The sequence below is a fragment of the Cytobacillus kochii genome, from assembly GCF_020171845.1.
In the GTDB taxonomy this organism is placed as follows: Bacteria; Bacillota; Bacilli; order Bacillales; family Cytobacillaceae; genus Cytobacillus; species Cytobacillus kochii.
Genome location: NZ_JAIVAM010000002.1, coordinates 59,706 through 72,227 on the forward strand (window position 1 = coordinate 59,706; position 12,522 = coordinate 72,227).

Below are 12,522 nucleotides of genomic sequence, written 5' to 3' on the forward strand. Positions count from 1 at the left end.
TTCATAACCTTTGCATACGTATGCAAAACAAAATGATATTTTTTTTAAAAGTTTTTGCATACGTATGCAAAAATCCAGAAAGTGAGGAAATGAATGATGGTCATTTACCTAAAAAGAGGAAAAGTAGAAGAGGATATTCAACAAGAAGATTTAAAAGTTTCTGAGATTGTAAGAAACACAATTAATAAAATTGAAAAAGAAGGGGATCAGGCTTTAAAAGAACTATCGGAAAAATTTGATAAATGGTCTCCAGAAACTTTTCGTTTAAGTGAGCAACAAATAGAGGAGATTTGCGCTTCGATTCCTGAACAAACTATTTTAGATATTGAGTTTGCTCAAAATAACATTAGGAATTTTGCCGAAGAGCAACGAAAATCAATGAAAGACATTGAAGTTGAAACAATGCCAGGTGTTATTTTAGGTCATAAGAATATTCCAGTTAATAGTGTAGGTTGTTATATCCCAGGTGGACGTTATCCAATGGTGGCTTCAGCGCATATGAGTGTTTTAACTGCGAAAGTTGCTGGGGTAAAAAGGGTCATCGCTTGTACTCCTCCCATCAATGGTGAAATCCCTGCAGCAACTGTGTACGCTATGCATAAAGCAGGAGCAGATGAAATTTATATTTTAGGTGGAATTCAGGCAATGGCTGGTATGGCAATTGGCACGGAAACAATGGAAGCGGTTGATATGATTGTTGGTCCAGGAAATGCTTTTGTTGCAGAAGCCAAACGTCAATTATATGGTCGCGTGGGTATCGATTTATTCGCTGGACCTACGGAAACACTAGTCGTGGCTGATGAAACCAGTGATCCTGAAATGATTGCTACTGACTTATTAGGTCAAGGAGAGCATGGACCGACATCTCCAGGTGCATTAATCACTACCTCTAAAAAAATTGCAGAGGAAACAGTGAAGGAAATTGAACGCCAATTAAAGATATTACCGACTGCTGATGTAGCACGTGTTTCTTGGAATGATTATGGACAAATCCTTTTAGTTGAGGACGAGCAGGAAGCTTTAACAGAAGCAGATAGACTTGCATTTGAACATGTAGAGATATTAACAAAAAACCCAGACTTCTTTTTAGAGAATATGACGAATTATGGCTGCTTGTTCTTAGGACCAGAAACGAATGTAGCATACGGTGATAAGGTGATTGGTACCAACCATACACTACCAACAAAAGGGGCAGCCAAATATACTGGTGGCTTGTGGGTAGGCAAGTTTCTTAAAACAGTGACCTATCAAAAGGTAACATCAAAAGAACAAAGTGCCTATATTGGTGAATATGCTGCACGTTTATGTCAATTAGAGAATTTCGCAGGACATGCAGAACAAGCTTTACTACGTGTGAGAAGATACGGAAATCAACAGTAAATGAGCTTTTAACTAGATAAAAAGCAGGTGATATTCAATGTTAAGTATGATCGGTTTAATTGGTGGATTAGTCTTACTTACTGTCCTTGTGATGCGTGGGATGAACCTTTTAATTGTAGCGCCACTTTCAGCACTGTTTGTTGCAGTGCTGAATGGTGTTCCGTTATTTCCACAGTTTGCAGGTAAGGATGAAGTAGATTTCATTACGGGTTATATGGATGGTTTTGCCGGTTTCATTACTTCATGGTACTTGATGTTTTTAGCCGGGGCTATATTTGGGAAGGTAATGGAAGATAGCGGTGCTGCTGAAAGCGTTTCCCATTGGATTGTAACAAAAATCGGGATGAAGCATGCTGTGCTTGCAGTAGTCCTTTCTTGTGCAGTATTAACCTATGGTGGTGTTAGTTTATTCGTAGTTGCCTTTGCTGTTTACCCGATGGCAGTAAGTTTGTTTAAAGAAGCCGATTTACCTCGGCGATTTATTCCGGCTGCACTTGCTTTTGGGTCAACAACTTTTACAATGACATCTGCAGGTTCACCAGAAATACAAAACTGGATTCCAATTCCTTATTTAGGGACAAACCCATATGCCGGATGGGAAGTTAGTATAATAACAGCGATATTTATGCTTATATTTGGCTATTGGTTATTGACGAAAGTGATACGAAGGGCGGTAAGGAAGGGAGAAAAATTTGTTGGAAGAGATACAGATAACAATGAAATAAGAAGTGAATTACCTCATCCTTTATTAAGCCTTATTCCTTTATTAGTTGTTCTTATTGTTGCCTTTGTTTTCCACGATTCTTTAGCGCAATCCGCATTAATTCTTGCCTTAACAGGTGGTGTTATAGCTACATGGCTACTTAATCGTAAATATTTCAGAAATTTCTGGGAAGCTGTGGGAGAAGGAACAATGGGAGCTCTTATAGCAATTGGAAATACGGCTGCTGTTGTTGGTTTTGGCGGTGTAGCAAAAATCACACCTGCGTTTTCTTCTGCTGTAGATTTTATGACCAGTATTCCCGGTTCACCATTAATTGGAGGGGCATTGTCTGTTATGGTTATCGCTGGATTAACCGGTTCCTCATCTGGCGGGCAAACAATTGCTTTACCAATCTTAGCACCTCATTATTTAGATATGGGTGTGAATGCAGAAGCGCTCCATAGAACGGTATCCTTATCTTCAGGTACGCTTGATTCATTACCACATGGAGGATATGCGGTGACAACCATTCGTTCTATTGCTGGAGAAACGCATAAAGATGCTTATCCCGCATTCGGTTTAATGACTGTAGTGGTACCAATTGCTGCTGTTGTACTAGCGGTTATTCTATTTTCTTTCGGTGTTGGTGTATAATCTAGAAAAAAGTAAATAGATTCATAGGAGGTTATCGTCATATCTTATTTTGTGGCAATTCTGCATATGGTAGATATTGAGAAAAGTAAGGAGATTCGTCCAGATCACCTAGCGTATTTAAACAAACTGGAGAAAGAACAGAAAATCTTCGCCAAAGGTCCCTTTGCTGATGGAACTGGTGGGCTAGTCGTATACAATGCCGATAGTTACGATGAAGCAATGACATTAGCAGAAAATGACCCATATATTGTCCATCATGCTCGTCGATTAGAGCTAAAGGAATGGTCTATCATCGAGTAGTCATATATTGGAATAAGAACATGCATATCTATGTATGTTCTTTTTTTTGTTTGAAGAGTAGATAGGAAGTAGGTGCTGGATTGGATAACGGCGATGTGAACAACCGATTATATAATCTGTTCTCACCACTGTCTTTACCGTATATCCATAAAGTTTAAGCGTATTTTACATTATTATACGGGAATCTAATATTTCCTTCATATTCCAAAAGTATCATGAATATATAACAAGTGGATAGACTTGCCTTCTTTCAAAAAGCCGTATATTCGACGAGTAAAGGGTTTTTTACTTCATCGGTATATGGCTTTCTTTAGGGGGCGGTATAAGGGGTGAGAGAATATGCGTGCTTTGGAATTAAAACAGATGAGAAAGTCTTACCAAGCGGATATAGAAGTGTTAAAAGGGATTGATATAGTGATTGAGCCTGGGGAATTTTTTGTGTTAGTCGGGCCCTCTGGTTGTGGAAAAAGTACGTTGTTAAGGATGATTGCTGGATTAGAGGAAATAAGTAGTGGTGAGCTTTATATTGGCGGGGCTTATGCAAATAAGTTAAAGCCAAGTAAGAGAGAATTATCTATGGTGTTTCAAAATTATGCTCTGTTTCCTCATATGACAGTTGAACAAAACATTGCCTTTGGTCTACATGTGAAAAAACTGACGAAAGTTGAACAATCTCAGAGGTGTAAGGAAGCGGCAGAAATGCTTGGACTCACACCATATTTGAAAAGGAAACCAAGGGAATTATCGGGTGGTCAAAGGCAGCGTGTAGCACTCGCTAGAGCAATCGTTACACAAGATCCTATATGTTTAATGGATGAACCACTTTCAAATCTTGATGCAAAATTGAGAACAAAAATGCGTTCAGAGATAAGGCAGTTACAAAGAAAATTGGGTATTACGATGATTTATGTCACACATGATCAAACAGAGGCGATGACGATGGCCGATCGCATGATGATTTTAAATCAAGGTGAAGTGCAACAAGTTGGGAAGCCGCTTGATATTTATAATCACCCGGCGAATACGTTTGTGGCATCCTTTATTGGTGCACCGCCGATGAATATGGTGAATGGATATATTCAAAATGGAAATGTCCATCTGCCATGCGATACAACGCTCCCGCAAATTCATCATAATTTAACCGGTGAATTCACGATTGGAATTAGACCTGAGCATTTAGTAAGAGCAACGAATACGGATGAGGCCACATTGCAAGCTATCGTTACAAATGTAGAAATGCTTGGGACAGAAACACTAATTAATTTTCAGTTAACGGATAAATTGCAGTGGACAGCAAGGTGGCAAGGTCAACATGCGATCCCTTTAGGAGAGAAGGTTTCTTTTGCTATCAAAACAGAGGACTTAGTTTTCTTTGATGATCAAACGAAACAGAATACTTTTCTTGAAGGTGTGGAGGTGATTTAGTTTTATGTCATCACTTAATATGAACGTTGACCCAAAGCGGCCAACTCTAAGAAAAAATCGATTTTCCCTTGCATCTTTTGAAGGCTGGTTATATGTACTACCATCTTTTATTTTATTTATTATTTTTCTATTTTATCCGATGGTTAGGACGGTATATTTGAGCTTTTTCTATACTGATACACAAGGAAAACCGTTGTCTTTTGCAGGTTGGGAGAACTTTACTACATTGCTTTCTTCAACTAGTTTTTTAACAAGTGCTAAGGCCACTTTCTTATTCGTTTTATACACGGTACCAGTTGGTGTGATTCTCGCTCTTGCTTTGGCTTTACTAGCTAATCAGAAATTGAAAGGCATTGGTTTCTTTAGAACCATCTTTTCCTCAACGATGGGCATGAGCGTAGCTGCCTCATCAGTCATATGGATGTTTATTTATAACCCTTCGATTGGCATAGCGAACAAAATACTAAACGTTTTTGGTTTTGCTGATATGCATTTCTTATTAGATCCGAATACTGCGTTGCTCTCAGTCGCAATCGCGACGATTTGGATGAATACAGGGTTTACGTTTCTCATTTTGCTAGGGGGTTTACAAAATATCGATTCCCAATTATATGAAAGCGCAAGAATTGCTGGGGTAAGTTCTTCTTATTCCTTTAGAAAAATCACACTCCCAATGCTATCACCAACACTTTTCTTTGTTCTTACAGTGACGATGATTAATTCATTTCAGTCATTTGGGCAAATCGATATTTTGACAAAGGGAGGACCAATCGATTCAACCAATGTGATTGTGTATTCCATTTATAAAGATGCCTTCATTAACTATAATATTGGTTCTGCCAGCGCACAGGCGGTTCTTCTCTTTCTATGTGTCTTCATCTTGACAGTGATCCAGTTCAAGCTCGGTGAGAGGAAGGTGCATTATCAATGACAATCGGGAAGAAAATCTTATTATATTTAGTCCTTATTCTCTCAGGTTTTATCATGTTTTTTCCCATTGTCTACGCTTTTATGATTAGTTTTATGCAAGGGGGAGAAGTTCTGCAAGGAAAGCTCATACCAGAAAACTTTACACTAACCAACTATCTGAATGCTTTCGAAAAGGTTCCGTTACTGCGGTATTTGATCAATAGCTTGGTCGTATCCACAGTCATTATGTTGGGACAATTACTACTCTGCAGTTTAGCAGCCTTTGCTTTTGTTTTTACAAAATTTAAAGGGAAAAACCTTTTGTTTATGCTTTTTATTTCCACGATGATGATTCCTTGGGAAGCGACGATGGTACCAAATTTTCAAACGATACAATCACTGGGATGGTTAAATAGTTTTCCAGGATTAACGATTCCTTTCTTCGCTATGGCCTTTGGGACTTTTCTGCTTAGACAACAATTTAAGACGATTCCTATTGAATTATATGAAGCTTCCCAGGTTTCGGGGGTGAGTCGCTTTAAGTTCTTCTTAACGGTTGTCTTGCCGATTTCGAAAACTAGTTTAATAACGCTCGGAATCTATTGCTTTTTGACGGCTTGGAATATGTACTTATGGCCATTGCTTGTCACGAATGATGAAAAGGTAAGGACCGTCCAAATTGGCTTAAAGCAGATGCAGACACAAGAAATTGCCTCTGAATGGGGGGTGGTAATGGCAGGGGTGATGCTCGTCATTTTGCCAACTTTACTATTAATCTTTGTTGGTCAAAAACGTTTACAAGAAGGGTTAACTAGAGGAGCAATAAAGTAGAAGTGGGGAGAGGATGAAAAGAATGAAGAAGCTTTGGGTGGTCAGTATCTTATGTATGCTCATATTCATGACGGCATGTTCAAATGATTCGGCAAATACAGAGGAAGCTAGTGAAGATGGAAAAACAGAAGTGATATTTTGGCATTCGATGAGTGGCGAGCTTGAGCATGTTGTGCAAGAAGTAGCTGATGGTTTCAATGCGGAACAAGATGAGATTACAGTTACACCTGTTTTTCAAGGGACATATGAAGAAGCGATTACGAAGTTTAATACGGTAGCTGGAACAGAAGATGCCCCAGCAATCATGCAAACTTTTGAAGTCGGGACGAAATATATGATTGATTCAGGGAAAATACAACCAGTGCAGAAATTTATTGATGATGAAGGATACGATATGAATCAATGGGAGAAGAATATCACTAATTATTATTCTGTAGATGACACGCAATATTCGATGCCATTCAATTCATCCACTCCGGTACTTATTTACAATAAAGATGCTTTTAAAGAAGCTGGATTAGATCCAGAGAAAGCGCCTGAGACGTATAGTGAGTTAAAAGAGGCAGCTAAGAAATTAACGAACGATGACCAAGTGGGCTTTTCAATTTTAAATTACGGCTGGTTTATTGAGGAATTAATCGCGGTCCAAGGTGGATTATTTGTTGATAATGATAACGGACGTACTGGTAATGCGGAAAAGGCAGTATTTAATGGTGAAGAAGGGCTAAAAGTCTTTGAATTAATTAGTGAGATGCATAAAGAAGGTACCTTCTATAATACTGGACAAAATTGGGATGATATCCGGGCCGCTTTCCAATCTGGCAAAATTGCTATGTACCTAGATTCATCAGCAGGTATTAGAGCGACAGTTGATAATGCACCGTTTGAGGTCGGTGCAGGATATTTACCTGTACCGGATGGAGTAGACAGACAAGGGGTAATTATTGGCGGCGCTTCTTTATGGATGGCGAAAGATATTGATGAGGAAAAACAGCGTGCTGCATGGGAGTTCATGAAATATGTGACCACTCCTGACGTACAGGCACAATGGCATTTAAAGTCAGGTTATTTTTCTATTAACCCAGCAGCCTATGACTTACCGGTTGTACAAGAAGAGTGGGAGAAGTATCCACAGCTAAAAGTAACGGTTGATCAGTTGAAAAATACAATTCCATCTGAGGCGACTCAAGGGGCATTAATTTCTGTCTTCCCAGAAGCGCGTCAAAAAGTTGTGAGTGCAATGGAAAGCCTATATCAAGGTGTTGAACCGAAAGAAGCATTGGATCGTGCGGCAGCAGAAATAGATCAGTCATTAGAGGCAGCGAACAGAAAAAATGGGAGTCAGTGAGAGGGTGGATGAAGTTTCTATTTATGCTCATCGAGGAATGAGTGGTACCTTTCCTGAAAATACAATGACTGCATTCCAAGCTGCCTTAGATGCTGGAGTTGAGGGAATCGAATTAGATGTGCAAATGAGTAAGGACGGCCACCTAGTCATTATTCACGATGAACAAATCAATCGTACTACGAATGGCAAGGGTTATGTTAAAGATTTAACTTTAGAAGAACTCCTTGGCTTAGATGCAGGAGGATGGTTTTCTTCTGATTTTATCGGCGAGGGTTTACCATCACTTCAACTAGTATTAGAGTGGCTTGTAGAGGAGGGCAATGACCTTACATTAAATATAGAATTAAAGAACGATATCATTGCTTATGAGGGGATGGAAAGAAAAGTTTTAGATTTGATTGATCGGTACCAAATACAAGACCGAGTAATTATTTCTTCATTTAATGCACCTAGTTTAAAGAAAGTAAAAGCGATAAATCCGAATATCTCGGTTGGTTATTTAATTGCTGGTGTGAAACAGGAAGCTATTAAAGTAGCAAGGGATATCGGTGCCGATGCCATTCATTGTCAACCAAGTTTCGCTCTTTCTACTTATGGAAGAGAAGCGATAGAAAAAGGATATCCTCTTCGTGTCTATACCGTAAACGAAAGAGCAGTAAAGGAACAATTAGTTGAAACAGGTGTCGAGGTCATTATGACAGACGTACCCGAACAACTTAAATAAAAAGTAAGGCAAGTGTAGTGTGATTGTATGCTCCCCTTTAGTAGACAGATTTTTAAAAAATCTGACAACTAAAGGGGAGTATTTTTCGTGTCTAAAAGAGCTTTTACTCCGGAATTTAATATTGAAGTTTTACAAGCATAAATAAGGAAGCTTTAGTTAGTGTGATAAGATAGGATTCAGGTGTAAATAGCAAACTGTTATTAAAGAGGAGGGCTGAATATTGTCTGCAATATGGGATAGCGATGTTGAAGTTACTATAGACGAAGCACAACAAATAATTAGGGAACAGTTTCCGATACTTGAACCTGTCACTATTAAAGAGAGCGGTGAAGGATGGGATAATAAAGTCTTCGTTGTAAATGAATCGGTCATTTTTAGATTTCCACGAAGAAAAATTGCTGTGCCCTTAATAGAAAGAGAAAATAGATTGGTACCACAATTAAAGCAACACTTACACAGTAATATTCAAATTTCTGCACCTATATATATTGGTCAACCAAGTAGTAAGTTTCCATACCTATTCACAGGTTATCCGTTGATTAAGGGTGTTTCTACCAATGAACGAGAGATAAGCGTGGAAAATCGTGGCATTATCGTTGAGGACATTGCCTTATTTTTAAAAGCACTTCATCAAATACCAAGTAGTCATTTTCATGGAATCATAGGGGATGAAATTGGCAGGCTAGACGTTCATGCAAAAAAACTAGAAGTTATTCAACGATTAGAATGGATGGAGGCAAATGAAGTTATTGACTCGCGAAAACCTTTTTTAGCCATCATTCAACTAGCAATAAATACGAGTGTAACGGCAAGGAATACATTGGTTCATGGGGATTTTTATTTCCGCAACTTTCTGATTTGTAATAATTTGCGGCTTGCAGGTGTAATCGATTTTGGAGATATGCATCTTGGCCATCGGGCGGTTGATTTAGCTGTTGCTTATACGTTCGTTCCATCATATATGAGGGAACGCTTTTTTTCTATTTATGGTGCAATTGATAAAGAAACGGAATCGTTAGCTATGTTCAGAGGGTTGCATGTGATGTGCTATTTACTTTTTTATGGGATGGATAAACAGGATGAAGGCATTATAAGAGAAGCGAAAGTAGGGTTAGCGAATCTCATTTCCAATCATTAATAGCTAGCTTAAAGATTAAAAATACGCTAAAATACAAGGGTTATCAATTTAGTTAGAACATTTGAATGCTACCATTAGTAACTCGCCAATGGGTGAGTTTTCTTTTTGTGTCATGAAGTAAGAGAGGAAGGAGTTTTTTATAATGAAGAAGTTATTTTCGACCTATCGTACGACTATTTTGTTATTAGCTGCTATTCTTATTGGTGGTATAGCAGGGGTAGTGTTCGGGCCTGCGACATCTGTTGTGAAACCTTTTGGAGATCTATTTTTAAATTTAATGTTTATGATTATTGTTCCACTCGTCTTTTTTAGTATAGCATCGGCGATTGCGAATATTAGTGGAATGAAACGTTTAGGTAAAATTATGGGAAGTACATTCCTCGTTTTCTTTTTAACAGCAGTCGTTTCTGCTGTATTAGGATTCGCAGGTACCTCTCTATTCGATCCATTAAAAGATACGGATACTTCAAGTATTATTGCTATGATGGATGAGGCGGAAGTGGCAGAAGAGGAACCTGAGAATATTTCGTTACTTGCAAAACTAGTTGAGACAGTGACTGTTAATGATTTCCATCTTTTATTCTCTAAAAGCAATATGTTACAGCTTATTGTTTTCGCTATCTTATTTGGCTTGGCTACCGCACTAGTAGGTGAGAAAGGCAGACCAATGGCTACCTTCTTACAATCAGGCACAGATATTATGATGAAAATTGTAAAGATTGTTATGTATTATGCGCCGATTGGTCTAGGGTGTTATTTTGCAACGATCATTGGTGAATTAGGACCGCAGATTTTAGGTGGGTATGTTCGTGCTTTTGTTTTATATCTAGGTATAACACTTGTCTATTATTTTGGCTTTTTCACATTGTATGCCTTTATTGCTGGTGGGAAAGAGGGAATCAGTGTATTTTGGAAAAATGCGATTTCACCCTCAGTGACTGCAATTGCAACATGTTCAAGTGCGGCAAGTATTCCAGTGAATCTTGACGCGACGAAGAAAATGGGCGTACCTAAGGATATTGCTGAAACAGTTATCCCATTAGGAGCAAACACCCATAAAGATGGCTCAGTTTTTGGTGGCGTGATTAAGATTGTTTTTATATTTAGCTTGTTTGGGCAAAGTATGACAGATTTGCCAACAATATTAAGTATCATTGCTGTCGCCTTTTTAGTAGGTGCGGTTATGGGAGCGATACCTAGTGGGGGATTAATTGGTGAAATGCTCATCTTGAGTGTATTTGGATTTCCGCCTGAAGTACTGCCGATTATAGCTGTGATCAGTACAATTATTGATGCGCCAGCCACACTTCTGAACTCAACAGGTAATACGGTGTGCGCGATGATGGTTAGTAGATTAGTAGAGGGAAAAGATTGGTTGAAAAAGGCGCTCCATGTAAAAACAGTTTAATTTAAAAAAATTTATAAAAATAGGTTTATAGTTTTAGGTGATTGGGTATAAGAATTCTGGTATCATATTTTGGGGAAAGTGATACTCACAATGTTGATGATTAGGAGAAAATGCGGATGAAATCATTTTACGAGTACTTTAAGGAGAAAACTTGGGATTTAACAGAGAATTGGTATGCGGAATTAGATAAGAGTAAAGATGGTGTCTATAGCACAACAGACGATTCTCAAATTACTACATTAAAGAAACAAAATCATGCATTCCATGAAATCTTTGCAGAGTTATTTAACACAGAATCTGAGGCACCAACAGAAGCATTCGATGAATGGGTTACTTCTATTGCAAAGGATCCTGCCCATTTAAGCACGCCCTTAGATGAAATCATTAGTGAATTTCTTAGTGTGCAAGAGCAATATTTCGATGTAGTTCAATATTATATTGAGGAATCAACGACGGTGTTATCACATAAAGAGGTTAACACGCTTAATCGATTGATTTCGCAATCATTTAGAAAAATTATGAGTGAATTTAGTAGAAGAAATATCGAAGAATCTAATCGTATGTTAAAAGCACAGCAAGAGATGATTATTGAACTAAGTACACCAGTGATAAAAATTAAACAGGATGTAGCTATTCTCCCTCTAGTTGGAGATATTGATACTCATCGTGCGCAAGTCATTTTTGATAAAACACTCGAACAATGTAACGATATGCAAATTGAAGAGCTTGTGATTGATTTATCTGGCGTAGCAATCATAGATACAATGGTGGCTGCTCAAATTTTTCAGGTTATAGATGGCTTGAAATTAATTGGTACCGTCGCCAGTCTTTCAGGTATTCGACCAGAAATTGCGCAAACAGCTGTTCAATTAGGTATTAATTTCCGTAATATTAAAATCTATTCTTCATTGGCACAAGCCATTCATCATACAAAGACATTATAAATAGTTAAAATAAAATAGAACATGAAAAATTTTTCGTGTTCTATTTTATTTTCATAGTGAGTGAACCTGTTTTCTTTTCTCTTACAAACCTAGGTTCTTTTATATCATTTAGGTCTTAATGTACGATCTTCTCGTGAACAATTTCTTCTTCACTCAAATCTGATGGATCATAAGTTGGCGTACTTGTTAGTTCTTCTAGGAGAGTTTCCTGATCGTCATTACCTAGATAAATATGAAAATGAGCGCTTGGTGTTGAATATATATGATGGTCACTACATTGCACAAACTTTGGTGCGGCTTGATCTCCATCCACTCGTTTGAACAAATACTGAACCCCCTGATTACCAGCTTCATAAGTAAGAACCTTTAATCCATCCTATTCTATGTTCCAGAAAGTGTAGTTTCTTCATGATGAAATATCATTTTTTTCACCAGCTATTTCTATTCTATCAATCTCTGTTTCGTAACCTACCGTATAATACTCTTTGTATTTTTTTCTACATGCTCTTTAACTTTGTGCTGTTATACCTCATCTAGTGTTCCAGATTACCAGTCTCCTTCCCAATCAGAAAGGGAGCGGTCTTTTACTTGGTCCTCACCGAAAAATCCTTCATAAATTTGCTGGTCATTGTCTTCTTGGTGATGACTATGACCACGAGTATCTGTTTCATCTACAGCCTAATTTTTTGCAGATGAATCTGTGACTTCCTTCACTGCACAAGCAGCTAAAATAATTAGATGGAAGCTCCCAAAGAAAA

Annotated in this window: 12 protein-coding genes and 1 pseudogene; 11 read left to right on the forward strand and 2 right to left on the reverse strand. The window is 38.0% G+C overall.

The genetic code is table 11. From position 1 onward, the window contains the following. The first annotated feature begins 96 nt into the window (after positions 1-96). From hisD to LCM23_RS01245, 11 genes are all read left to right on the forward strand, one after another. Complete coding sequence (hisD, locus tag LCM23_RS01195; protein WP_224935713.1) at positions 97-1,380, forward strand: histidinol dehydrogenase; 1,284 nt, start codon at positions 97-99, stop codon at positions 1,378-1,380. Between the two features lie 37 nt (positions 1,381-1,417). Continuing rightward, a complete protein-coding gene (locus tag LCM23_RS01200; protein ID WP_224934816.1) occupies positions 1,418-2,737 on the forward strand; it encodes a GntP family permease in 1,320 nt (439 codons plus the stop codon). A 39-nt stretch (positions 2,738-2,776) separates the two neighbouring features. After that, positions 2,777-3,037 (forward strand): YciI family protein, encoded by a 261-nt coding sequence (locus LCM23_RS01205; RefSeq protein WP_224935714.1) that lies wholly within the window; start codon positions 2,777-2,779, stop codon positions 3,035-3,037. 339 nt (positions 3,038-3,376) lie between these two features. Further along, positions 3,377-4,462 (forward strand): ABC transporter ATP-binding protein, encoded by a 1,086-nt coding sequence (locus LCM23_RS01210; protein ID WP_224934818.1) that lies wholly within the window; start codon positions 3,377-3,379, stop codon positions 4,460-4,462. 19 nt (positions 4,463-4,481) lie between these two features. After that, positions 4,482-5,393 carry a carbohydrate ABC transporter permease gene (locus LCM23_RS01215; protein ID WP_224935715.1) on the forward strand — a complete coding sequence of 304 codons (912 nt, stop codon included), beginning with the start codon at positions 4,482-4,484 and terminating at the stop codon, positions 5,391-5,393. Next, a complete protein-coding gene (locus LCM23_RS01220; protein ID WP_224934821.1) occupies positions 5,390-6,202 on the forward strand; it encodes a carbohydrate ABC transporter permease in 813 nt (270 codons plus the stop codon). Before LCM23_RS01215 ends, LCM23_RS01220 begins: the two co-directional genes overlap by 4 nt. A 22-nt stretch (positions 6,203-6,224) precedes the next feature. Further along, a complete protein-coding gene (locus LCM23_RS01225; protein WP_224934823.1) occupies positions 6,225-7,550 on the forward strand; it encodes an ABC transporter substrate-binding protein in 1,326 nt (441 codons plus the stop codon). A 4-nt stretch (positions 7,551-7,554) separates the two neighbouring features. Further along, positions 7,555-8,274: a glycerophosphodiester phosphodiesterase gene (locus LCM23_RS01230; RefSeq protein WP_224934825.1), complete on the forward strand. Its 720-nt coding sequence runs from the start codon at positions 7,555-7,557 to the stop codon at positions 8,272-8,274. A gap of 220 nt (positions 8,275-8,494) precedes the next feature. After that, entirely contained in the window at positions 8,495-9,412 is a 918-nt protein-coding gene (locus LCM23_RS01235; RefSeq protein ID WP_224934827.1) for a phosphotransferase, read from the forward strand. A gap of 142 nt (positions 9,413-9,554) precedes the next feature. After that, entirely contained in the window at positions 9,555-10,820 is a 1,266-nt protein-coding gene (locus LCM23_RS01240; RefSeq protein WP_224934829.1) for a dicarboxylate/amino acid:cation symporter, read from the forward strand. 116 nt (positions 10,821-10,936) lie between these two features. Continuing rightward, positions 10,937-11,764 carry an STAS domain-containing protein gene (locus LCM23_RS01245; protein WP_224934831.1) on the forward strand — a complete coding sequence of 276 codons (828 nt, stop codon included), beginning with the start codon at positions 10,937-10,939 and terminating at the stop codon, positions 11,762-11,764. Between the two features lie 115 nt (positions 11,765-11,879). Here LCM23_RS01245 and LCM23_RS01250 read toward each other — a convergent pair. Then, positions 11,880-12,128, reverse strand: a pseudogene (locus tag LCM23_RS01250) (ZinT/AdcA family metal-binding protein); the annotation flags it as partial. 182 nt (positions 12,129-12,310) lie between these two features. Next, positions 12,311-12,382 (reverse strand): ZinT/AdcA family metal-binding protein, encoded by a 72-nt coding sequence (locus LCM23_RS26145; RefSeq protein WP_373370939.1) that lies wholly within the window; start codon positions 12,380-12,382, stop codon positions 12,311-12,313. Between the last annotated feature and the right edge of the window lie 140 nt (positions 12,383-12,522).